We start from the raw sequence: 21,465 nt of genomic DNA on the forward strand, positions 1-21,465 counted from the left end.
TCCGTGTCGGCCCGGCGTACGCCGGGCGTCCGGTGACACCCCACCCGAATGTACACACGGTGAACACCGCCCCCGCCTACTCCGGACCCGAACTCCCCCCGGAATCAACAGCGTTCACGGCAAGGTGCGCCCACACCGTCTTGCCGACGCCCTGTCCCACCACCCCCCACTCCGCGGCCAGCGCCGCCACGATCACGAGCCCCCGCCCCGAATCCGCTTCCGGGTCCGGGAGTTCGACCACGCCGGGAGGAAGCCGTTCACCCCGCGTGTCGGTCACCGCGATACGGAGGGTGTCCGCGCGGAGCGTCAGGTGCAGCCGGAAGTCACGGCCCGGCACGCGCCCGTGCGTCACCGCGTTCGCGGCCAGCTCGGCGACGATCGCCTCGGCGGCGTCCGAGAGTTCGCTGTCGTACGGGATGCCCCAGCCGTCCAGGTGATACCTGGCCAGCCTCCTCGCGAGGCGGGCCCCTCGGGGCGTGGCGCTGAAGCACTGCGCGAAGTCCCGGGCGGGCCGCGCGGTTCCGGTTCGGATCGGCATGCGCCCACCGTGGCCGCGCCACGGGATCCGGCACCAGGGGCGAAACTCGTACGCTCAGTAATTGTACGAGTGCGAACGGTGGACAGTACGGGTGACCCAACGTGACGATGGGCGAGTTGGCGGGGAAGGTAAACGAGCGTCAGGGGATACCCGTGATGTCGTCAAGTACGCCGGGCGGTACCGAGCCCGAACCGAGCGATGGCCTCAAGGCCTTCGGCGCGGTCCTCAAGAGCTTCCGCAAACGCGCGGGCTACACCCAGGAGGCGCTGGCCCCGGAGATCGGCTACTCGGCCCATTTCCTCGCCTCCGTCGAGCAGGGCAGACGCTTCCCGCCGGCGCGCTTCGTCGACCGGTGCGAGGCGTCGCTGGACGCGTTCGGCACGCTCCGGGTGACCGTGCACCAGCTGTCACGGCAGCGGGGGCTGGCTTCCTGGTTCCGCAGGTGGGCGCAGTTGGAGCAGGAGGCGGTGACTCTTTACACGTACGAATGCCGCATGATTCCCGGCCTCTTGCAGACCGAGGCATACGCTCGGGCGCTCTTCGTCGACCAGCTTCCGCCGCTGAGTGACGACCAGGTGCAGACTCACCTGGTGGCACGCGCCGAGCGCCAGAAGCTGCTGATAGACCGTCCCAACACGGCCTACAGCTTCATCCTTGAGGAACACCTCTTCCTGCGCCACGTCGGCGGGGCGAGCGTCACCCAGGAGGTCATCCAGCACATTCTCGGTCTCACCGAACGCCGCAATATCGAGATTCAGATCATGCCTCTGGCGAGTGGAAGCCATGCAGGCCTCGCGGGCCCCATGCAACTGCTGGAGACCCCGGAGAACAAGTGGTATGCCTACAACGAGGGGCAGCGCAATGGCCAGTTCATCTCCGAGCCGAAGGAGATCAGCGTCCTCCAGGCGCGATATGCCAGGATGCGCTCACAGGCTCTCTCCCTTGCAGACTCGGTGAGCCTGCTGGAGCGGATGCGAGGAGCGCAATGAGCACCCCCGAACTGGCGTGGTTCAAGAGCAGCTACAGCAGCAGTGGCGACGGCGACTGCCTTGAAGTCGCCCTCACCTGGCGCAAGTCCAGCTACAGCAGCGGTTCAGGCGACGACTGCGTGGAAGTCGCCCCCTGCCCCACCACCATCCACGTCCGCGACTCCAAGCGTCCCGCGGGGCCCCGGCTCGCCCTGGAGCCCCGCGCCTGGGCGCAGTTCGTGCGTTACGCCTCGCGTATCTGACGCTGGGATTCCACCAGTTCCCGCGCCTCCTCGTCCGTCCCCACCGACGGCGGGGAGCCTTCCAGCGGGCGCCGTGCCGTCTCCTTCATCGCGGCGACGGCGATGATGCCGACCAGGCCCGCGAGCATCGTGTAGAACGCGGGCATCAGGTCGTTGCCGGTGGCGCCGATCAGGGCGGCGACCACCAGCGGGGTCGTACCGCCGAAGAGGGAGACGGAGATGTTGAAGCCGATGGAGAGCGAGGCGTAGCGCACGTCGGTCGGGAAGAGGGCCGGCAGCGACGAGGACATGGCGCCGAGGTAGCAGACCAGGGCCAGGCCGAGGATGAGCAGGCCCGAGAAGACCGCCACCGTGCCGCCCTGCTTGATGAGGAGGAAGGCGGGGAGGGCCAGGACGAAGAAGCCGACCGAGCCGGCCATCAGGACCGGCTTGCGGCCGATGCGGTCGGAGAGGCGGCCGACGGAGTTGATGAGGGCCATCAGGATCAGCATCACGAGGACGATGGACATCAGGCCGCCGGTCTCGCCGAAGCCGAGCTGCGTGAGGTAGGTCGGCATGTACGACAGCAGCATGTAGTCGGTGACGTTGAACGCGGCGACCAGGGCGATGCAGAGCAGCATCGCGCGCCACTGGCCGAAGAAGGACTCCCTGAAGGACTTCTTCTGGCGTTCGGCCGCGGGGCCTTCGCCTTCCTCCATCTTCTGGAAGGCGGGCGACTCGTCGAGCTTCAGGCGGAGGTAGAGGCCGATGAGGCCGAGCGGGGCGGCCACGAGGAACGGGATGCGCCAGCCCCAGGACTGCATGGCGTCTTCGCTGAGGCCCATGGTGAGGGCGGTGACGAGGACGGCGGCGACGGTGTAGCCGATGAGGGTGCCGAACTCCAGGAAGGAGCCCCAGAAGCCGCGGCGCTTGTCGGGGGCGTACTCGGCGATGAAGGTGGCCGCGCCGCCGTACTCGCCGCCCGTGGAGAAGCCCTGCACCATGCGGCAGAGCACGAGCAGGACCGGTGCCCAGACGCCGATCGAGGTGTAGCTCGGGATCAGGCCGATGGCGAGCGTCGCCGACGACATCATGATCATGGTGAGGGCGAGGATCTTCTTGCGGCCGACCCGGTCGCCGAGCGGGCCGAAGAACATGCCGCCGATGGGGCGCACCAGGAAGGCCGCGGCGAAGGTCGCCAGGGAGGAGAGGGTCTGCGCGGTGTCGTTCCCGGAGGGGAAGAACTCCTTGCCGATGATCACGGCGAGGTAGGCGTAGACACCGAAGTCGTACCACTCCATGGCGTTGCCCAGGGCGGTCGCCTTCACCGCACGTTTGACCTGGGCTTCTTCGGTGACCGTGATGTCGGAGCGGCGCAGCCGCGGGTGCTTGCGGCGGTGGATGGCGCGGAAGAGCGCACGGTGACGGGCCACGGCTTCGGGCGCGGGTGGTGCCGGTGTCTCGGGGGCTTCGGGCGCGCTCACGTGGCTGTTCACTCTCTCTGTCGGCACCGTGGTCGGACGTCCGGCTCTCGGAGACGGACGTCGATCAACATTGCCAACACCGACGGCTGCGATTGCCCGCCGTTGGTCCCGGAGGCAATGGTCCCAAGTCCCAGGAATCAGGGACTTGGGACCTGATTCGCCGCGAATCTGCTCCGTCAGGGTGTGAACAGCTGCGTTCGGGGAACGATCTGCTGTTCCTGCCCCGGGCTCGACCAGAGCAGCTTCAGATGGGCCTCGCCCGTCTGCTCCGCGTACTCGACCCTGATCGTGTGGCGGCGGCCCGCCACCAGCTCCACCCGGGCCTTGTCGAGCTTCGGCTCGTGCGGGGTCCAGGAGTCGATGACCGGCCTGCCGTCGATCCAGACGCGTGCCATGTCGTCGGAGACGGTCGACAGCGTGTACGTCTCGGTGCGGCGCGGCACGATCGATCCGGTCCAGCGGATGCTGAAGCGGTCGGCCGGGATCGTGGCCGCCGGTGAACCGGTGTACTTCCAGGCGTGGTTGAGGGTGGCGTCGGTTCGGGTGATCTTCGGGGTGCCCGTGAGCGTCGGGTTGTCGAAGAGCTCTTGCTTCAGGCCCGTGCCGTGGCCCGGCCGGGCGGTCGGGCCCGGGTCGACCTTCAGCTCGATCACCGTGGCCGTGTCGTTGGTGGCCGTGCCGGAGGGTTTGAGGTCGTAGCCGTCGCCGGATCTGGTGACGGTCACCTTCTGGCCGCTGCCGAGGACCCGGGACTCCTGCACCGTGAACTCCGTGCGCGCCTTCAGGTGCAGGGTCCCGCCCGCCGCGGGCCACCGCGTGACCGCCGCGTACAGCTTGTCGCCCTTGCGGCTCACCGAGCCCCAGTCGGGTTCCTCGACGAGGCCGCCGTACCGGGCGCCGAAGACCGCGTTCCCCTGGCCGTCCTTCCGCAGCCAGTCGCCCATCTGCTTGAGGCGGTCGACGGAGGGCTGCGGGATGCGGCCGCGGGCGTCGGGGCCGACGTTCAGGAGGTAGTTGCCGCTGCGGGAGGTGGTGGCGAGGAGGTTGCGGGTCAGGGTCTGCGGCGACTTCCAGCTCTCGTCGTAACGGGCGTACCCCCAGTGGTCGTTGAGGGTTATGCAGGACTCCCAGAGCTGGCCGTCGACGGGGGCGCCGGGGATCTCCTGCTCGGGGGTGCCGTAGTCGCCGTCGACCACGCGGCGCTTGCCGACGCGGTTGTTGATGACCAGACCGGGGTCGAGGCCGCGGAGGTAGGACTCCAGGCGCTCGCCGTCCCGCGCGGTCCACGGGTTGTGGGGGTTCTCGGTGTCCCACTCGCCGTCGAACCAGAGCAGGGCGGGGTCGTAGTTCTCGACGAGCTCCTTGAGCTGGGCGTACATGCGCTTCTCGTACTTCGGGAAGGTGGCAGGGTCCGGGAAGTCCTTGTCGTGCCAGTCCCAGATCGAGTAGTAGAAGCCGAGTTTGATGCCCGCGTCGTCGGCGGCCTTCTTCAGCTCGGCGAGGATGTCGCGGTTCTTGTCGAAGGACGAGTGGTCGCGCAGGTTCCAGTCGTTCACCTTTGTCGGCCACATCGCGTAGCCCTCGTGGTGCTTGGACGTGATGACGATGTAGCGCATCCCGGCGTCCGCGGCGGCCTTCACGACGGCCTTCGCGTCGAAGTCCGCGGGGTCGAAGTCCTGCGCCTGCTTCTCGTACGCGTCCATGGGGATGTCGCACCGCCGCTTGATCCACTCGGCGTTGCGGCAGGTCGTGCCGTCGGGGCGGCGGTACTCGCCCTCCAGGTTCGAGTACGCGCCGAAGTGGATGAACATGCCGAAGCGGTCCTGCCGGAACCAGCTGGTGCGGTCGGCGGTGAAGGGGTCGTCCGAGGCGTGGTCGGTGCCCGGGCCGGAGGTGGTGGCGGGGGCGGTGGCGGGGGCTGGGGTGATGGCCGGGGCGGCTGTGGCGGACGGGACGGCCGTGGCGGCAAGAGTGGCGGCGAGGAGCAGGGCGAGTCCAGTGGCTCTGTGGCGCATGGGGCGGCTCCCGGGGTTTCCCTGGGTGGGGGGTCGCTCGGGAACGTAGAGATGAATACATCGGATGTCAATGGGCCCAACTGGGCGCTCGTTCAGTGTTATTGGCCGAATCCGCGCCGATCGCTCCGATGAATGAGCGGCCCAAGGACGCCGTTCACCGAAACCAACAAGCTCGAACCGATCCGGACACGCGCGGGCCGCACCGGCGCGTCGGGGGCGCGTCGGGGGCGCGGCGGGCGGGAAGAGACACCTCGGTATGCACCGCGCGCCCGCACCCCTCTTCCGATCTTCCGACCGACGGAGCCCGTATGCCTCTCCCCCGCCGCACGTTCCTCACCGGCATCGCCGGCACGGCCGGCGCCGCCGCCGTCGCCTGTTCCGGCACCCCGGCCGGCGGCGCCACCCCGGCCGGCGGCGCACCCGCCCCGCGCCGGACCTCCGCCGCCGAAGCGGCCCGGCGGCTGCTCCCCCGCCACTGGGACCAGATCACCTTCCGCACCGCTCCCGTGAAGCCGGGCGCCGGGGACTCCTTCCGGGTCACCGGCGAACGCGGCCACATCACCGTCACGGCGACCGGCCCGGCCACCCAACTCACCGGACTGCGCCACTACTTGAAACACGTCACGCACGCCGGCATCACCTGGGCCGGCAGCCGGACCGACCACCTCCCCGAGCGGCTCCCCGCCCCCTCCGCGCCCCTCACCGGCGCCGCCAACACCCCGCACCGCTTCGTCCTGAACGACACCAACGACGGCTACACGGGCGCCTATCACGACTGGGAGTACTGGGAGCACGAGATCGACGTGCTCGCCCTGCACGGTTACAACGAAGTCCTCGTCTACGCGGGCGCGGACGCCGTGTACCACCGCGCCTTCCAGGAGTTCGGCCACACCGACGAGGAACTGCGGGCCTGGATACCCGGCCCCGCCCACCAGCCGTGGTGGCTCCTGCAGAACATGTCGTCGTTCCCGCACCCGGTCTCCCGGCAGCTGCTCGACGCCCGCGCCCGGCTGGGCCGGCGCATCTGCGACCGGCTGCGTGAGCTGGGCATGACGCCGGTCCTGCCGGGATACTTCGGGACCGTGCCGCCCGGCTTCGAGGCGAAGAACCCGGGCGCGAGAACCATCCCGCAGGGCGACTGGGTGGGCTTCGCGCGACCGGACTGGCTGGATCCGCGCACCGGCCATTTCGCGCGGGTGGCCGCCGCGTACTACCGGGCGCAGGACGAGCTGTTCGGCCCCACCACGATGTACAAGATGGACCTCCTCCACGAAGGCGGCAAGCCCGGCGACGTACCGGTCGGGGACGCCGCCAGAGGCGTCGAGAAGGCCCTGCGGACCGCGCACCCGGGTGCCACGTGGGTGATCCTCGGCTGGCAGCACAATCCGCCGAAGGCCCTCACCGACGCCGTCGACAAGCAGCGGATGCTCGTCGTCGACGGGCTCTCCGACCGCTTCCCCGACATCACCGACCGCGAGTCGGACTGGGGCTCGACCCCGTACACCTTCGGTTCCATCTGGAACTTCGGCGGTCACACGACGCTGGGCGCCAACACCCCCGACTGGGCGGCCCTGTACGAGAAGTGGCGCACGCGGGACGGCAGCACGCTGCGCGGCATCTCGCTCATGCCGGAGGCGGCCGACAACAACCCGGCCGCCTTCGAGCTCTTCTCGGAACTCGCCTGGCGCACGGGCGACCTCGACCTGGAGTCCTGGTTCGCCGAGTGGTCGACCGCGCGGTACGGGGCCGCCGACCCGCACGCCGCGGCCGCCTGGGACATCCTGCGCCGCACCGCGTACGGCACCACCCGCGCCGACCGGTGGGCGGAGGGCGCTGACGGCCTCTTCGGGGCGCGGCCCGACCTCGCGGCGACGTCGGCGGCGGCCTGGTCGCCGAAGCGGATGCGGTACGAGCCGGCCGACTTCGAGCCCGCCCTCGGTGAACTCCTGGCGGTCCGGCGCGGGTTGCGGCACTCGTCGGCGTACCGCCGCGACCTGCTCGACGTCGCCCGGCAGGCACTCTCCAACCGCAGCCGGGTGCTGCTGCCGCGCCTCAAGGACGCGTACGACGCCGGTGACACCGCCCGCTTCGACGCGCTCACGCGCGACTGGCTGACCCTGATGAAGCTGCTCGACCGTCTTGTGGCCACCGACTCCCGGCATCTGCTGGGCCGTTGGGTCGCGGACGCCCGCGCGTGGGGAGCCGACGGCGAGGAACGGGACCGGCTCGCCCACGACCAGCTCACGCTGCTGACGGTGTGGGGCACCCGGGCGGGCGCCGACGCGGGACTGCGCGACTACGCCAACCGGGAGTGGGCGGGTCTCGTCGGCGGCCTCTACCGGCTGCGCTGGGAACGGTACTTCAAGGAACTGCGGTCCGCGCTCGCGGAGGGCCGCGCCCCGGAGCGGATCGACTGGTTCGCCGTCGAGGACGCGTGGATCCGCGACCCCGGGCCCCTGTCCACTCGCCCGACCGGCGACACGTATGCCGTGGCGGCCCGGGTCTGGGCCCACCTGAACGCCCGGTAGGCACAGGGCGCCCATTCTGTCTTGACGGGTATACGTCACCTCCAATCTCTGGTAGGAAACCTTCCTAACAGACGCGGAACCATGAACTTCCCCCTTTGGAGGCCCTCGTGGAGACCCCCCACATAGTCCCGCGCACCACCCACACCTCCCGCCGCACGCTGCTCGCCTTCATGGGCGCCGCGGCCGTAGCGGGCCCGCTCCTCGGCGCCCGGGCGGCGAACGCGACGCAGAGCCCGTCCGGGTCCGCCGCCTCCCGGCTCGCCACCTCTCGGCTCGCCGCCGTCGGGCTCGACGACCCGGCGAAGAAGGAGATCGCGATGCAGATCGTCTGCAGCGCGGAGAACTCCTCGCTCGACTGGAAGAAGCAGTATCGATACTGCGAGGACATCGACGACGGCCGCGGCTACACCGCGGGCATCATCGGCTTCTGCTCGGGCACCGGCGACATGCTCGACCTGGTCGAGCTCTACACCCGGCGCAAGCCCGGCAACCGGCTGGCCAAGTACCTCCCGGCCCTGCGCGAGGTCGACGGCACCGACTCGCACGACGGGCTCGACCCCCACTTCAAGCCCGACTGGGAGCGGGCCGCCGACACGGACGCGGAGTTCCGCAGGGCGCAGAACGACGAGCGCGACCGCGTCTACTTCAACCCGTCGGTCAAGCAGGGCAAGACGGACGGCATCGGCGTCCTCGGCCAGTTCTGCTACTACGACGCCATCGTCATGCACGGCAACGGCGACGACTCCACCAGCTTCCGCAACATCCGGGCCCGCGCGCTGCGTTCGGCCAAGCCGCCGGCCCAGGGTGGCGACGAAGTGACGTATCTGAACGCCTTCCTCGACGCGCGCGTCTGGGCGATGAAGCAGGAGGAGGCCCACGAGGACACCAGCCGGGTCGACACCGCCCAGCGGGTGTTCCTGAAGAAGCGCAACCTCAACCTGGACACACCGCTCGACTGGAAGGTCTACGGGGACCCGTACCACATCGGGTGATTTTCCCCGCCCGTCAACGGGCGGCGGCCGGCCCTCCCCGGTTCCCGCCCCACGCGCGGGGCGCCACGTGCGCCCCGCGCGTCTATTCCTGCCTCTTACCTCTCTCCTCTTGCCTCCCGCGGGTCGAACTGGATACGGTCCCGCCCAACTCCCCGTCTACGCGCGTCCACCTGCGCGCGCCACGGACAGCCCCCGTACCGAGGTGAGAGATCCCCATGTTCCTCCGAACGACCGTGCTGACCACCGCCGCCGCCTGTGCCGCCGTCCTCGCCTGTACGGGTGCCGCCGCGGCCCCCGCGCAGGCGCCCGGCTGGCAGCGGGCCGGCGACGACATCACCTCCGGCATCAGCGGTCTCGCCCTCACCGGCCGTACGGGAGGCACCGCCCACGCCCTGGTCGTACGCGACAACAAGAAGCCGGGCCAGAACCGCGTCGCCGAACTCACCTACCGCTCCGGCCGCTCGGCCCGGATCGAACCCCTCGCCTGGACGGGCGGGGCCGAGCCGATCGACCTGGAGGCCATCGAGGCGGTGCCGGGGACCTCCACCGAGTACGTGGCACTCGCCAGCCGCGGGCTGGTCTACCACCTGAAGCTGAAGGGCTCCGAGGTCGGCGTCCTGGACACCTCCCCGCTCCCCGCCATCGCCGAGGGCGACGACTACGAGAGCTTCGCGCTGACCAGGCGGCACGGAAAGCTGGCGGCGGTCTGGGCCGACCGGGGAGCGGGCGAGGAGCGGCCCGCGACGGTCCACGCGGCGCCCTTCTCCTTCAACGAGTACGGCGAGGCCGACTTCGGCCGCGTCACCACGGCCCGCCTGCGCGCGCCCTACCCGAACGGCAACGTCCGGCACGCCTCGGACATCTCGGTCACCGCGAGCGGCCGTCTGATAGTCGGCTCGGCGTCGGACGCGGGCGACGACGGGCCCTTCGACTCGGCGGTCATGGACGCGGGCCGGATCACCGTGGGCCGCCACGGCATGGTACAGCTGAGCGTCGCCCGCCACCCCGAGGTGCTGCGGAAGTTCAAGGGCCACAAGATCGAGGCCGTCGAGTGCGTGCCGGGCACCAGGGACGCCGTCCTCGCCACCGACGACGAAAACGCGGGCGGCTCCGTCAACTCCGCGGAGGTGTGCGGCGGTTAAGACAGGGCTGTCTGCATGGCCTGCGTCACCGCGTTGCGATGGTTGGTGAACGCGAGTTCAGCCTCCTGGTGCGGCTCCCCACCGGTCATCGCGTCCCGGTAGCGGATCAGCAGATGCACGAGCTCACGGGACATCTCCGCGAGGTCCGGCGGTGCCACCAGGTGCAGTTGTATGCGTGCGGGGAATACATCGTGATCGGCCAACGCGTCCTGAACCCGACGCACCTTCTCCTCGTCGCTGCTGTCCCTGCCCGCACGGTGTATCTGCTCCCTGGCCCGAGTCACGGCCGACAAGAACTGGACACATGCGGTCCGCAACTCTTCCCGCCGTTGCTTCTTGACCTCCTTCCCCCACTGCGCACGATGTGCCACCAACACCGAGACCACACTGATGAATCCACCCAGGGCCGTACTGACCGGCGCAGTCCAATCCATGGCTGCCACCGTGGCACGGCCCCGAGGAAATACTCCAGACTCCAGGTGTTACCGTCCCGGCATGTCCAAGGCTGAGATCGACGCGCTGACCGCCGACTTCTTCGACTGTCTCGACAACCGGGGCGGCAGGGCCGCCGACCTCGCCCGGCTCCGTCGGCTGATGCTGCCCGGCGGCGTGATCGTCAAGGCCGGGCCGGACTTCGAGGCCTACACAGTGGACGGGTTCATCGAGCCGCGCGAGCAGTTGCTGACCGACGGCCGGGTGACGGAGTTCCACGAGTGGGAGATCTCCGAACGGACCGAGATCAGCGGGGACATCGCGTCGCGCTCCGGCGAGTACGGCAAGTCCGGCCTCCTGGACGGCGAACCGTTCGGCGGCGGCGGCACGACGGCCTTCCAGTACGTCCGTACCCCGGAGGGCTGGCGGATCGCCGCGTTCTCGTGGCACGACCGCGCCTGAGCCCCGACTCCTGAGCCCCTCACGTCGTCCCGCCTTGTTTGCTGCGGTCCGCGGGCCTGATCCCGAGTACCAGGCCCGCCGCCAGCAGCGCGGCGAGCCCGCCCAGGGGCAGCGCCGTGGAGGCCGATGTCGCGTCCACGACCGTGCCGCCCGCCAGCGCGCCCAGTGACATCGTCGCCTGGAACGACGACGTGAACAGGACGGACGCCGCCTCGGGCGCGCCCGGCGCCGCGTTCACGAACCACGTCTGCGAGCAGACCGGCACCGCACCGTACGCGAGCCCCCAGACGAGGAGCAGGACGAGCGCGCCGGCCCGGCCCGCCCCCAGCGACGGCAGGAGCAGGGTCGCCGCGGCGAGCAGGCCCGCCGCCGTCGCGAAGGCGGGCCGGGGTGCGCGCCGTACCCACTCGCCCGCGAGGAAGTTGCCGACAATGCCCGCCAGACCGTAGGCGAGCAGGAACACGGTGATGAGGGTCGGGCCCGCGTGGGTCACGTCCGCGAGGAAGGGGGTGACGTAGGTGTACGTGCCGAAGTGGGCCGTCACGATCAGGAACGTCACGACGAGGGCGACCCGCACCCGGACCGTGCCGAGCAGGCCGCGCAGCACGGTGAGTCGGGTGACCTGCCGGGGCGGCAGCGGCGGCAGGGTGGCGAGGAGCGCGCCGAGGACGATCAGGGTGAGGACACCCATCGCGGCGAACGAGGCGCGCCAGCCGAGGAGTTGACCCAGCAGCGTGCCGGCCGGCACACCGAGTACGGAGCCCAGCGGGACAGCGGAGAAGATCACGGCGGTCGCCCGCCCCGCCTGCGCCTCGGGCACCAGCCGGGCGGCCAGCCCCGCGCCGATCGACCAGAACGCCCCGATGACCAGGCCGACGAGGACGCGGGAGACCATCATCAGCCAGAACGCGGGGGCGGCCGCGGCGAGGAAGTCCGCCGCGGCGAGCACGAGCATCAGCAGGCAGAGCATGCGGCGCCGGTCGACGTGCCGGGTGGTGACCGTCACGGTGGGGGCGGCCACCGCGGCGACGATGCCCGGCACGGTCATCATCAGGCCCGATGTGCCGTCGGAGGTGGCGAAGGTGTCCCCGATGGGGGTGAGGAGACCGATGGGCAGGATCTCCGTGGTGACGATGGAGAAGATCCCCATGGTCACGGAGAGGACGGCGAGCTTGCCGACGAGGGGGGATCGGGGGGCGGGGGCGGGACCCGGGGCAGGGGGTGCGGTGCCGGGGAGCGGGGCCGGGGCGGGCGTGGGTGCGGGTGTAGGGGTAGGTGCGGACATGCCCCGAGTCCAGCAGCGCTCCCCCGCCCGGGTCTGGCATGAATGCGACGTCAACGCCGACCGGGGCGGGCGGGGCGGGAGCGGCCGGTCAGCCGGTCGGCCGGTCGGCCGATCAGCCGGTCGACCCGTCCAGGATGGGCGTGGTCTGGGAGGAGCTGATGAGCCAGCGCCCCTCTTCCTTCACGAGGACGTGCGTGAGCCGGCCCGACGTGGCGTGCAGCGGGGTGACGGGGCCGCCGTCGGCACCCGGCCGCCGACGGTCGGAGACGTGCTTGACGCTCGCCACGATCGCGATGTCGTCGCGGAGGAAGCGGATGTCCTCGATGTCGACGGTGGTGATGACGTCCGCCAGCGGTGATGCCAGGGCCTCGCGCATCGCCTGTGCCAGGGTGTCCTTCCCCGCGACCCGGCGCCCGCCGAAGTTCACGACGGTGGTGTCGGCGGTGAACAGCGGCAGGAACCGGTCCGGGTCGCTCTGGAACGCGACGGCGTCCGCGACGACTTGACGTATGGCGGCGTCTTCGGTGATGGCGTCTTCGGTGGCGGCTTCGACGATAGGCGACTCATTGCGCATGACAGCTCTCCCCGTGCGGGTCGTCGGATGACGCGGGCCGGAGCATCCGTCCCTCACGGGATCATCGAACCTGAAGGCCACTTGAGGTCAAGGGAGGCCAAACGGCCCCTCGTGCCCACGACTTGCCTCGACGGCGCTGGTTAGGCTGCACGGCATGGACATAGTGATCCCGCTCTTCGACCGGTTCGAGCCCCTCGACGCGATCGGCCCGTACGAGATCCTCGCGTACGTGCCCGGCGCCACCGTACGGTTCGTGACGGCCGAACCAGGCCTGGTGCAGGACGTGTTGGGCTCCCTGCCGGTGCACGTGCCGACCGGGTACGCCGAGGTGGAGCGGTGCGACGTGCTGCTGATCCCGGGCGGCGGCAGCTTCCAGGCCATGGTGGCCGACCCGGAGTTCCTCGACTGGGTGCGCCGGATGCACGCGGGCACCCGCTTCACCACCTCGGTCTGCACCGGCGCCCTGGTGCTCGGCGCGGCCGGTCTGCTGGAGGGCCTCACCGCCACCACCCACTGGGACGCGGCCAAGGACCTGGAGGCGTACGGCGCCGTCTACACTCCGGAACGGGTGGTCCGGCACGACCGGGTGATCACCTCGGCCGGGGTCTCCTCCGGCATCGACATGGCGATCCACCTGGCGGCCCTGCTCACCGACGAGGTGACCGCCCAGGCGATCCAGCTCTACACCGAGTACGACCCGCAACCGCCCTTCGACACCGGCTCGGTGGCCAAGGCACCGGCCGAAGTCCTCACCCGCGCCCGGGCGCTGGGCTAGGCCGTCTCCGATCGCTCGGCAGGGTGGCCTGGCCGCTGTCGGCGCAGGGGCTGCCCTGCTTGGTGCAGGCTCTTGAGCGCTTGGCCGTAGGAGGCGATCAGGGACGTCTGGAGGTAGCTCACCCCGAGGTCGTCGCAGTAACGGCGGACCAGGATCTGGGCCTTGCGCAGGTTCGGGGAAGGCATGCTCGGGAAAAGGTGGTGCTCGATCTGGTAGTTCAGTCCGCCCAGTGCCACGTCGGTCAGGAGACCACCTCGCACGTTGCGGGAGGTGAGGACCTGACGGCGCAGGAAGTCAGGGCGGTCACTGCCGGTGATGGTCGGCATGCCCTTGTGGTTCGGAGCGAAGATCGAGCCGAGGTAGAAGCCGAACAGGCACTGGTGCACGAAGAGGAATGCCACCGCCTTGCCGGGGGACAGCACGAGGAACACGGCCGCGAGGTAGAGCGCGAAGTGCCCGAACAGCAGCGTGCCTTCGAGCCGCCGCTGCTTGAGCGACCGGTCGGCCAGACCGCGTACTCCCGCGACGTGGAGATTGAAGCCTTCCAGTGCCAGCACTCGAACGCGTCCTGCGGAACACCTGGCGGTGACCGACATCGTGCGCGACCAGTGCGACCTGCCCGAAGACCAGAGCGAGGAACGCGCCGACGGCCAGCGTCCACCACCTGTCACCGACGGCTGCGAAGACCAGCCAGCCGCCCGCGTAGGCCGCGATCACCATGGCCATCCGTACGCCGTAGTAGAGGTGCCGGCGCCGCATCAGCCCGGCGTCCTTGATCTCCTTCGACAGGCGCGCGAAGTCACTGCCCTCGCGGCGCGTCCGCGTGGCGACGGCCGCCCTGGCCTGGGGCGGCGCCTGCGTACTCATCGCTGGGCCCGGCGTCGCGCTCGACGGGTGAGGGTGCGGACAGGGAGTGGGGTGCTGAGGGTGGCTGGCATGGTGCCTCTTCCCCGCCACGGGCCCGGTCGCTCGGACGTCAGGACAGACCGTCACAGCGGTATCAGGGGGGCGGTATCGACGGAATCAGTCACGTCGTGAGAGACGACGCGTCGTGCGGATCGGGCCCGCAGGGCTCGACGCGTTGCTCGGTTCAGGCCCGCGTCACAGCTGCCGTGCGGACGCCTGTACGTCTTCCCGGAACCCGGGGAAGAGCAGCCAAGGGCTGGGGCATCCTGTTTTGACAGTACAGCAGCACCTTGTTCACACCGCGTAAGGACTGGAGCCCGCATGGGCCGCCGCTCTGCGTGTGCCCTTACTGCTCCCGGACGCGAGAACGCCCGGCCGGGATGTCCCAGCCGGGCGCTTGCCTGAACCGTTCACCACTCCTCAGTGCTGTTGGTTCAGCAGGGGAGAGTGGTCCTGCCGGCCGCGCCGGTGGCACCGGTGGTGCCGTCAGCGGTGAGGGTGGCCGCGGTGCCATTGCCACCGGGCTTGCCGGGGCACACCGGGCTGGCCGCGCCGCCGGCTCCGCCCTTGCCGCCGGTGTGGCCGCCGCCGACGATGGACACGCCGCCGTTGCCACCCTTGCCGCCGACGATGCCGAGGCCGGCGTCGCCCACGCCGCCTACGCCGCCCTTGCCGCCGGTACCACCGAGCTTGGCCTCGCCGCCGAAGCCGCCGTTGCCGCCGTTGCCGTTGGCGCCACCGGCACCGCCGGTGCCGCCCCCGCCGCCGGTGCTCGCGCTGCCGTCGGCGTTGCCGCCCGCGCCTCCGGTGCCGCCGTTGCCGACAGCGCCGGCCGCGCCTCCAGTACCGCCCAGGCCGCCGATGCCGCCGTTACTGCCCACGCCGTTGGCACCGTTGGCACCGGGCAGACCGAGGATGCCGAAGCCGGTGGCTGCGCTGGAGCTGCTCGTCTCGGCCCGGGCCGTCGCAGAGGCCAGGGTGGGGGTGAAGGCCAGGCCGGCCACAGCGATCGCGGCGATCAAGACCGTACGGGGAACGAGGTTGGTGCGCGTGGAGCGCATGAGGTACGCCTTCCCTTTCGCTCAGCCGGAGAAATTCTCCGGCTGACAACTCATCACCCTAGCCGAAGAGACGCCCGATTCATCACATTGAGTGATCCTATGCAGCGAATGGCCTGATTAATTGAAGTTTGGCTTTAAGCTCCATATTTTCGCTTCGGTCAAGATGTCGGCGGGACCGACGGATGATTCGACCCGGCTGGGGCCGCCACACCCCCGTGGCGGCGGCCCCAGTCGGTTCAGCGCAACCGAGTCGCGGCGTATACCTCGATGGCGGCGCGCTGGTATGCGGCGAGGCCCGGTGCGATCGCCTCGTACACCGCGTGCCAGTGCTCGTTCTCCACGCAGGTACGCCCGATCGCGCGGTACTCCTCGGCGGTGGGCACCCGGATCCGGGCCACTATCCGGTACTGGGCCTCGACCTCGGCCTGCACCTCGTCGGCCTCCACGGGCACGCCGGCGGCCAGCAGATCGGCCAGGCGCACCATCTGGGCCGTGCGCTCGCGTTCCTCGGCCTCGATCTCGGCCTGGCTCCACGCCGACGTGTGCCGTTCGATGGCTCCGGCCAGTTCCGGGAAACCGCGCAGGACCACCCTGCACTGGGTGGACCGGATGCCCTCGAACAGGTTCTCCGGCCGGCTGACCTTGATCACGCCCGTGCCGTTCTTCCTGGACTGCTCCAGTTCGGCGATCGTGCGGGCGACGGTGCCGGCCAGGGCATCGAGCCGGTCGCGCTCGGCGAGCAGCCGGCGATGGTGGCCCCGCAGCGCCTCCAACTCGTCGACCTGCGCGGCCAGTATCCGGCCGATCTCGGGCAGCCCGAGGCCCAGCGCCCGCAGGACGAGGACCTGCTGCAGCCGCAGCAGTTGGCGCTCCTCGTAGTAGCGGTGGCCGTTGCTCCCGATCCAGGCCGGCGGCAGCAGGCCGATCTCGTCGTAGTGCCGCAGCGTTCGCGCCGTCACACCCGACATCCGGGCGACCTGCGCGATCGGCCAGGCCATCGCTACCTCCCTCACATGTGTTCCACCGATCCGGAGCGTCCGGCTCTCCTCAGAACGGTAGAGGCTTACGCTGCGGCAACTTCAAGCGGGCAAAGAATTCGGTCCGGGACCCACCGCGCGAACCGGCAACGGCCGGACAGCTTCCTTGTCGTGAACCGTTGACCGGAACAGAGCCTGTGTCGCGCGAACCCCTCCCCTACGCTGAAAATCTTCGGAGAAGCGGGCCGCACGCGCCAGCCGGTTTCCGGAGGTTGCCGAAGGGATCACGATGAGACGATTCCGTGCTCTGTGGCTGACTGCGATGGCCGCGTTCGCCGTGGTCGGCGGCGGTTTCGCGGCCCCGCCCCCTGCCGCCCACGCCGCCTCCGCGGCCTGCGGCTACGCGGTCCCGCAGCCTTTGCTGACGCGGTGGAACCAACACGGCTCCGAGCAGGGCTCCTTCGGGTGCCCTGTCGCCGCGGCGACGACGTACGGGCGGGGGCTGCTGCAGAATTTCCAGAACGGCGTCATGGCCTGGACACCCGACCAGGGCAACAACATGGTGGTCTCCGCCCAGCGTTGGGGATCGGGGATCCGCTTCGACTGGGGTCTGAGCGACCCCTGGAACTACGACAACTGGCTGATCAACATCAGGCGCTACACCGAGGACATCCACGGGGACCAGGAGTGCATCGCGCACGGCGGGGGCAGCGGTGACTGCGGGCGCTACGACGGCACGGTGTGGTGGTACACACTCCAGCCCGGTGTCTACCGCATCGCCGTAGAAGGGTGCGACGGCGGCCTGCGCCGCTCCTGCCGCCAGGGGTGGACCGCTCCGATATACCTCACACTCTGAGCTGTGCCGGCGCACCAACCCCGCGCTGCCCCTTCAGTCACCGGAGAGTGCCCTCGGGTTCCTGGCCCCGTGGAGCGTCCGCGGGGAAGACTGGGTGTCTCCGTGGACCTAGGAGCCCCGTTGCGCGCACACGAACAGGACCGAAAGAACACCGCCGGCCGGACGGGGGCCGTGCCCCGCACCCCGGCGGCCGGCGCGGGCGACCGGCTGCAACGGCTGCGCGCCCTGCAAGGGGCGGCGGGCAACGCCGCCGTCGTCCAGCTGCTGGCCAGAGAGGGCGGCGCCGGGGAGCAGGAGCGGCACCGGCACGGGGCGGGCTGCGGCCACCGGCAGGACGACGGGCCCGCGGTGCAGCGCGCTCCCGGCCAGGACCCGATGGCGATGGACATCGACGCCCGCGACTACTCCGACGCCGAGGAACTCTCGGACGGCGGCATCGACTCGGAGGCGGACGAGTACGACTACGCGACGTTCGCGGCCGAGCGCGGCAAGTACCCGCGCGCCACCACGCCGACCCCGCAGCCCGCGGTGGGGTTCGGGGACAGTACGTACGGTCCCGACCCCGGCAAGGTGAAGTCCATGCGCGAGGACCGCAAACAGGGACGCGCCCTGCCGCCGCTGCGCTACCGCAAGGACAACGAGCTGCTGTACCGCTGGGACAAGCGGACGCCCGACGAGATCCTCGGCAAGGGCTTCGACGCCTGGAACGAGAAGCTGCCGGCCAGTCTCAGGCACTATCAGAAGCTGCTGCAGAAGACCGGTTTCGTCAGCACCACTCGCTCCCCCGGCGGATACGTGCCCGACTGGGCGCGGCAGCCGGACGGAAGCGGCTACCGCTATGTGATCAGCGCTCCCGGCGGCATCGACCTGGTGGACACGCTGGGCACGACGGCCTTCGTGCAGCAGCAGGAAGTCATCTTCTGGCGCGGCATGAAGCCGGGCTTCATCCTCCGCGCGGAGCTGTGCGACAAGAACGGCAACGTCATCAAGGTCTTCCCCGCGCAGGGCGGTGGCGCCGCTCCGCAGCAGACGGACGCCATGGACATCGACGGCTGAACAGCGGCCCCTCGCGCGGGACCTGACCGCGCGAGAGGCCGCCCGCCCGGAGGGGGTGACGGGTGGGTCAGTGCGCCACGGCCTGACCCGGGACCCGCGTCTCGGCGATCTCCCCGCCGGGCTCCATGGGCGCCGTCACCTCGTCCGCGGCCCCCCGTCCGCCGATGTGGTTGAAGACCAGGTTCAGGAGTACGGCGGCCACGCACCCGGTGGAGATGCCCGAGTCGAGGATGATCTTCGCGGTCTCCGGGAACGCGTGGTAGAACTCCGGCGCCGCGATGGGGATCAGGCCGACGGCCAGCGAGACGGCGACGATCAGGACGTTGTTGTCCCGCTCCAGGTCGGCCTTGACCAGCGTCTGGATGCCGCTCGCCGCGACCGAGCCGAAGAGCACCACGCCCGCGCCGCCGAGCACCGGGCGCGGCACGACCGCGATCAGCGAGGCGGCCATCGGGCACAGCCCCATCAGGACGAGGAAACCGCCGCCCACGGCGACCACGTACCGGCTGCGGATCTTCGTCATGGCGACGAGGCCGATGTTCTGCGCGAAGGCGCTGCACATGAAGCCGTTGAAGAGGGGGCTGAGCGCCGAGCCGAGGGTGTCGGCCCGCAGTCCGGCCGCGATGGTCTTCTCGTCGGCGGGCCGCTCCACGATCTCGCCGAGCGCCAGCATGTCGGCGGTCGACTCCGTCATCGAGACGACCATGACGACACAGAGCGAGACGATCGCGGCGGCCGCGAACTGCGGTGCGCCGAAGTGGAACGGCGTGGGGAAGCCCACGATGTCGGCGTCGCCGACCGGGCTGAAGTCGGTGGCGCCGAAGGGGATCGCGACGACCGTGCCGATGACGAGACCGAGCAGGACCGCGATCTGCTTCACGAAGCCGGTGGTGAAGCGGCGCAGCAGCAGGACGATGACGAGGGTGATGCCGGCGAGGCCCAGATTCTTCATCGAGCCGTAGTCGTGGGCGCCCGGGACGGGCCCCTGCGCCCAGCCGAAGGCGACGGGCATCAGCGAGATGCCGATGAGGGTGATGACCGTGCCGGTCACCACGGGCGGGAAGAAGCGGACCATCTTCGAGAAGAACGGGGCGGCGATGAAGCCGAGCACGCCCGCGACGATCACCGCGCCGAAGATGAGGGGCAGCGCGTCGTCCTTGTTGTCGGTCGAGTCGACGACCGCGAGCATGGGGGCGACACCGGCGAAGGTGACGCCGTTGACGAAGGGCAGCCGGGCGCCGATCTTCCAGAACCCGAGGGTCTGCAGGAAGGTCGCGAGGCCCGCGGTGAACAGACAGGCGCCGGTGAGGAAGGTGAGTTCCTTGGGCGAGAGGCCGACCGCGGCGCCGACGATGAGCGGCGGGGCCACGACCCCCGCGTACATCGCGGCCACGTGCTGGAGGCCGGTCGTCGCCATCTTCAGTGCGGGGAGCTTCTCGTCGACCGGATGTATCGCGGTCTCGCCGTCGCTTACGGGTGGTGGCTCCGGGGTGTTGCCTTGCTTGGTGAACCTGGGCTGAGTGGCCACTGTGGCTCCTCCGGTTGTTTTCCAGTACCGGCTGAACCGCCGGCACTTTTCGCTTCTGGGAGGTGGTGCGTGGTGCAAGGACTTGCTCGATATGCGGTTGTGGGAAAAGCGCCCAGGTATTACTGACCGCCCCGGGAACGTGAAGCTTTGGGCCACGTTCCGGGGCGGCACTTGAGCAGCCCGCTCGGCTGCTCAAGTCCGGTCAAGGGCCGTCCCCCCTGACCGGAGTTCTTGGGTTCAGCTCTCGGCGGCGATCCGCGCGAGCCGCTGCGCCTGCTCCCGCGCGGAGCGGGCGATGGCGTCCTCGTCGGCGTGCAGGAGGCGGCCGTCCTCGACGACCGGCCTGCCGTTGACGAGGGAGAGCGTGACCGGGGCCGCCGCGCCGAAGACGATGGCGGTCACCGGGTCGGCGATCGAGGAGTGCCCGATGCCGTCGACCTTCCAGAGGACGAGGTCGGCGAGCTTGCCGGCCTCGAGCGAGCCGATCTGCGCGGCACGGCCGAGGACCTGCGCGCCGCCGTACGTGCCGAGGCGCAGCGCCTGACGGGCGTTCAGGGCGGCCTCGCGGTGGGCGCCGAGGCGGTTGATCAGCAGCGCGTTGCGCAGCTCGGTGTGGAGTTCACCGGACTCGTTGGACGCGGTGCCGTCGACCCCGAGGCCGACCGGGACGCCCGCCCTGAGCATGTCGGGCACCCGGGCGATGCCGGCCGCGAGACGGGCGTTGGAGGAGGGGCAGTGGGCGACGCCGGTGCCGGTACGGGCGAACGCGGCGATGTCGGAGTCGTTCATGTGGACGCAGTGCGCCATCCACACGTCCTCGCCGAGCCAGCCGGTCGACTCGAAGTAGTCGGTCGGGCCCTTGCCGAACAGCTCGTGGCAGAACTTCTCCTCCTCGACCGTCTCGCTGCCGTGGGTGTGCAGACGTACGCCCAGGCGGCGCGCCAACTCGGCGCCCTGTTGCATGAGTTCGGTCGACACGGAGAACGGCGAGCAGGGCGCGACGGCGACCTGGGTCATCGCGTCGAAGGAGGCGTCGTGGTGCTTCTTGACGGTCTCCTCGGTCGCGGCGAGCGCGCCCTCCAGGGTCTCGACGGCGAAGTCCGGCGGCAGGCCGCCGTCCTTCTCGCTGCGGTCCATGGAGCCGCGGGCCAGGGTGAAGCGGACGCCCATCTCGGAGGCGGCGCGGATGATCGAGCCGGCGAGGTCGCCGGATCCCTGCGGGAAGACGTAGTGGTGGTCCATGGCGGTGGTGACACCACCGCGGGCCATCATGCCGAGCGAGCCCTGCGCGGCCGTGTACGTCATCTGCTCGTCGATGCGCGCCCAGGTCGGGTAGAGCGCCACCAGCCAGTTGAACAGGTTGTGGTCGGTGGCCAGGCCCCGGGTGATCCACTGGTAGAAGTGGTGGTGCGTGTTGATCAGGCCGGGGGTGACCAGGTGGCCGGTGGCGTCGACGCGGCGCACCACGTTCGCCAGGCCCTCGGGGGCCTTGCCCGCGCCGATCGACTCGATCTTGTTGCCGGCGACGACGACGTGTCCCGAGGCGTACTCGGTGTCGTTGGCGTCGACCGTCGCGATGGCGGCGTTCTCGATGACGATGCGCTCTACGGCGCCTTCCCGGGTTGCCGATGCTGCTGCCATGGT

The 21,465-nt window shown here is 70.3% G+C and carries 20 protein-coding genes and 1 pseudogene; 10 read left to right on the top strand and 11 right to left on the bottom strand.

Annotated elements, in window-relative coordinates:
* Positions 1 to 76: 76 nt before the first annotated feature.
* The gene (locus tag ACZ7DY_RS19535) at positions 77 to 538 is read right to left on the bottom strand and encodes an ATP-binding protein (protein WP_471136924.1); all 462 of its coding nucleotides are present in this window, start codon (positions 536 to 538) and stop codon (positions 77 to 79) included.
* A gap of 107 nt (positions 539 to 645) precedes the next feature.
* Here ACZ7DY_RS19535 and ACZ7DY_RS19540 point away from each other — a divergent pair, with 107 nt between their 5' ends.
* Positions 646 to 1,527 (top strand): helix-turn-helix domain-containing protein, encoded by an 882-nt coding sequence (locus ACZ7DY_RS19540; protein WP_471137694.1) that lies wholly within the window; start codon positions 646 to 648, stop codon positions 1,525 to 1,527.
* Positions 1,524 to 1,769 (top strand): DUF397 domain-containing protein, encoded by a 246-nt coding sequence (locus ACZ7DY_RS19545; RefSeq protein WP_471136926.1) that lies wholly within the window; start codon positions 1,524 to 1,526, stop codon positions 1,767 to 1,769. The genes ACZ7DY_RS19540 and ACZ7DY_RS19545 overlap by 4 nt, the downstream gene beginning before the upstream one ends.
* On the opposite strand, the gene proP is transcribed toward ACZ7DY_RS19545, so the two are convergent.
* Positions 1,751 to 3,232 carry a glycine betaine/L-proline transporter ProP gene (proP, locus tag ACZ7DY_RS19550; protein WP_471136928.1) on the bottom strand — a complete coding sequence of 494 codons (1,482 nt, stop codon included), beginning with the start codon at positions 3,230 to 3,232 and terminating at the stop codon, positions 1,751 to 1,753. The two genes, ACZ7DY_RS19545 and proP, sit on opposite strands and share 19 nt — an antisense overlap.
* Before the next feature lie 176 nt (positions 3,233 to 3,408).
* Positions 3,409 to 5,247: an alpha-L-fucosidase gene (locus ACZ7DY_RS19555; protein ID WP_471136930.1), complete on the bottom strand. Its 1,839-nt coding sequence runs from the start codon at positions 5,245 to 5,247 to the stop codon at positions 3,409 to 3,411.
* Positions 5,248 to 5,555: 308 nt separating this feature from the next.
* Between ACZ7DY_RS19555 and ACZ7DY_RS19560 the strand changes: the two genes are divergently transcribed.
* The 3 genes from ACZ7DY_RS19560 to ACZ7DY_RS19570 all read left to right on the top strand — a co-directional run bounded on the left by ACZ7DY_RS19560 (position 5,556) and on the right by ACZ7DY_RS19570 (position 9,909).
* Positions 5,556 to 7,775, top strand: coding sequence for an alpha-N-acetylglucosaminidase (locus ACZ7DY_RS19560; RefSeq protein WP_471136932.1), 2,220 nt, complete (start codon positions 5,556 to 5,558; stop codon positions 7,773 to 7,775).
* A 170-nt stretch (positions 7,776 to 7,945) separates the two neighbouring features.
* Entirely contained in the window at positions 7,946 to 8,767 is an 822-nt protein-coding gene (locus ACZ7DY_RS19565) for a chitosanase (RefSeq protein ID WP_471137696.1), read from the top strand.
* A gap of 215 nt (positions 8,768 to 8,982) precedes the next feature.
* Complete coding sequence (locus ACZ7DY_RS19570) at positions 8,983 to 9,909, top strand: hypothetical protein (protein WP_471136934.1); 927 nt, start codon at positions 8,983 to 8,985, stop codon at positions 9,907 to 9,909.
* Here ACZ7DY_RS19570 and ACZ7DY_RS19575 read toward each other — a convergent pair.
* Entirely contained in the window at positions 9,906 to 10,343 is a 438-nt protein-coding gene (locus ACZ7DY_RS19575; RefSeq protein WP_471136936.1) for a hypothetical protein, read from the bottom strand. The genes ACZ7DY_RS19570 and ACZ7DY_RS19575 overlap by 4 nt on opposite strands.
* Positions 10,344 to 10,404: 61 nt before the next feature.
* On the opposite strand from ACZ7DY_RS19575, the gene ACZ7DY_RS19580 reads away from it, so the two are divergent.
* Complete coding sequence (locus ACZ7DY_RS19580; protein WP_471136938.1) at positions 10,405 to 10,803, top strand: nuclear transport factor 2 family protein; 399 nt, start codon at positions 10,405 to 10,407, stop codon at positions 10,801 to 10,803.
* A gap of 19 nt (positions 10,804 to 10,822) precedes the next feature.
* Here ACZ7DY_RS19580 and ACZ7DY_RS19585 read toward each other — a convergent pair whose 3' ends face one another.
* Positions 10,823 to 12,088, bottom strand: coding sequence for an MFS transporter (locus ACZ7DY_RS19585; RefSeq protein WP_471136940.1), 1,266 nt, complete (start codon positions 12,086 to 12,088; stop codon positions 10,823 to 10,825).
* A 112-nt stretch (positions 12,089 to 12,200) separates the two neighbouring features.
* Positions 12,201 to 12,662, bottom strand: a complete 462-nt coding sequence (locus ACZ7DY_RS19590; RefSeq protein WP_471136942.1) for an SgcJ/EcaC family oxidoreductase — start codon at positions 12,660 to 12,662, stop codon at positions 12,201 to 12,203.
* Between the two features lie 154 nt (positions 12,663 to 12,816).
* On the opposite strand from ACZ7DY_RS19590, the gene ACZ7DY_RS19595 reads away from it, so the two are divergent.
* Positions 12,817 to 13,437, top strand: a complete 621-nt coding sequence (locus ACZ7DY_RS19595; protein ID WP_471136943.1) for a DJ-1/PfpI family protein — start codon at positions 12,817 to 12,819, stop codon at positions 13,435 to 13,437.
* Here ACZ7DY_RS19595 and ACZ7DY_RS19600 read toward each other — a convergent pair.
* Positions 13,434 to 14,226 (bottom strand): annotated as a pseudogene (locus ACZ7DY_RS19600) (fatty acid desaturase family protein). The gene ACZ7DY_RS19595 and the pseudogene ACZ7DY_RS19600 overlap by 4 nt on opposite strands.
* On the opposite strand from ACZ7DY_RS19600, the gene ACZ7DY_RS19605 reads away from it, so the two are divergent.
* Complete coding sequence (locus ACZ7DY_RS19605; protein ID WP_471137743.1) at positions 14,210 to 14,335, top strand: hypothetical protein; 126 nt, start codon at positions 14,210 to 14,212, stop codon at positions 14,333 to 14,335. The pseudogene ACZ7DY_RS19600 and the gene ACZ7DY_RS19605 overlap by 17 nt on opposite strands.
* Positions 14,336 to 14,777: 442 nt before the next feature.
* Here ACZ7DY_RS19605 and ACZ7DY_RS19610 read toward each other — a convergent pair whose 3' ends face one another.
* Positions 14,778 to 15,404 (bottom strand): hypothetical protein, encoded by a 627-nt coding sequence (locus tag ACZ7DY_RS19610; RefSeq protein ID WP_471136944.1) that lies wholly within the window; start codon positions 15,402 to 15,404, stop codon positions 14,778 to 14,780.
* A 236-nt stretch (positions 15,405 to 15,640) separates the two neighbouring features.
* The gene (locus ACZ7DY_RS19615) at positions 15,641 to 16,402 is read right to left on the bottom strand and encodes a MerR family transcriptional regulator (protein ID WP_471136946.1); all 762 of its coding nucleotides are present in this window, start codon (positions 16,400 to 16,402) and stop codon (positions 15,641 to 15,643) included.
* 268 nt (positions 16,403 to 16,670) lie between these two features.
* Between ACZ7DY_RS19615 and ACZ7DY_RS19620 the strand changes: the two genes are divergently transcribed.
* The gene (locus tag ACZ7DY_RS19620; RefSeq protein WP_471136948.1) at positions 16,671 to 17,237 is read left to right on the top strand and encodes an LGFP repeat-containing protein; all 567 of its coding nucleotides are present in this window, start codon (positions 16,671 to 16,673) and stop codon (positions 17,235 to 17,237) included.
* A 120-nt stretch (positions 17,238 to 17,357) separates the two neighbouring features.
* A complete protein-coding gene (locus ACZ7DY_RS19625) occupies positions 17,358 to 18,293 on the top strand; it encodes a scabin-related ADP-ribosyltransferase (protein ID WP_471136950.1) in 936 nt (311 codons plus the stop codon).
* A 67-nt stretch (positions 18,294 to 18,360) separates the two neighbouring features.
* On the opposite strand, the gene ACZ7DY_RS19630 is transcribed toward ACZ7DY_RS19625, so the two are convergent.
* Both ACZ7DY_RS19630 and ACZ7DY_RS19635 read right to left on the bottom strand, forming a co-directional pair.
* Entirely contained in the window at positions 18,361 to 19,746 is a 1,386-nt protein-coding gene (locus ACZ7DY_RS19630) for a nucleobase:cation symporter-2 family protein (protein ID WP_471137698.1), read from the bottom strand.
* Positions 19,747 to 20,058: 312 nt separating this feature from the next.
* Positions 20,059 to 21,462: an 8-oxoguanine deaminase gene (locus tag ACZ7DY_RS19635; protein WP_471136952.1), complete on the bottom strand. Its 1,404-nt coding sequence runs from the start codon at positions 21,460 to 21,462 to the stop codon at positions 20,059 to 20,061.
* Between the last annotated feature and the right edge of the window lie 3 nt (positions 21,463 to 21,465).

This window comes from Streptomyces sp. NPDC037013, from assembly GCF_055607265.1.

Bases quoted from the DNA above. Each gene is read 5' to 3' on its own strand.
- ACZ7DY_RS19635 (WP_471136952.1), bottom strand. From the start codon at position 21,462: ATGGCAGCAGCATCGGCAACCCGGGAAGGCGCCGTAGAGCGCATCGTC.
- ACZ7DY_RS19595 (WP_471136943.1), top strand. From the start codon at position 12,817: ATGGACATAGTGATCCCGCTCTTCGACCGGTTCGAGCCCCTCGACGCG.
- ACZ7DY_RS19585 (WP_471136940.1), bottom strand. From the start codon at position 12,088: ATGTCCGCACCTACCCCTACACCCGCACCCACGCCCGCCCCGGCCCCG.
- ACZ7DY_RS19575 (WP_471136936.1), bottom strand. From the start codon at position 10,343: ATGGATTGGACTGCGCCGGTCAGTACGGCCCTGGGTGGATTCATCAGT.
- ACZ7DY_RS19620 (WP_471136948.1), top strand. From the start codon at position 16,671: ATGAGACGATTCCGTGCTCTGTGGCTGACTGCGATGGCCGCGTTCGCC.
- ACZ7DY_RS19610 (WP_471136944.1), bottom strand. From the start codon at position 15,404: ATGCGCTCCACGCGCACCAACCTCGTTCCCCGTACGGTCTTGATCGCC.
- ACZ7DY_RS19580 (WP_471136938.1), top strand. From the start codon at position 10,405: ATGTCCAAGGCTGAGATCGACGCGCTGACCGCCGACTTCTTCGACTGT.
- ACZ7DY_RS19565 (WP_471137696.1), top strand. From the start codon at position 7,946: ATGGGCGCCGCGGCCGTAGCGGGCCCGCTCCTCGGCGCCCGGGCGGCG.
- ACZ7DY_RS19560 (WP_471136932.1), top strand. From the start codon at position 5,556: ATGCCTCTCCCCCGCCGCACGTTCCTCACCGGCATCGCCGGCACGGCC.
- ACZ7DY_RS19545 (WP_471136926.1), top strand. From the start codon at position 1,524: ATGAGCACCCCCGAACTGGCGTGGTTCAAGAGCAGCTACAGCAGCAGT.
- ACZ7DY_RS19555 (WP_471136930.1), bottom strand. From the start codon at position 5,247: ATGCGCCACAGAGCCACTGGACTCGCCCTGCTCCTCGCCGCCACTCTT.
- ACZ7DY_RS19590 (WP_471136942.1), bottom strand. From the start codon at position 12,662: ATGCGCAATGAGTCGCCTATCGTCGAAGCCGCCACCGAAGACGCCATC.
- ACZ7DY_RS19615 (WP_471136946.1), bottom strand. From the start codon at position 16,402: ATGGCCTGGCCGATCGCGCAGGTCGCCCGGATGTCGGGTGTGACGGCG.
- ACZ7DY_RS19570 (WP_471136934.1), top strand. From the start codon at position 8,983: ATGTTCCTCCGAACGACCGTGCTGACCACCGCCGCCGCCTGTGCCGCC.
- ACZ7DY_RS19535 (WP_471136924.1), bottom strand. From the start codon at position 538: ATGCCGATCCGAACCGGAACCGCGCGGCCCGCCCGGGACTTCGCGCAG.
- ACZ7DY_RS19540 (WP_471137694.1), top strand. From the start codon at position 646: ATGGGCGAGTTGGCGGGGAAGGTAAACGAGCGTCAGGGGATACCCGTG.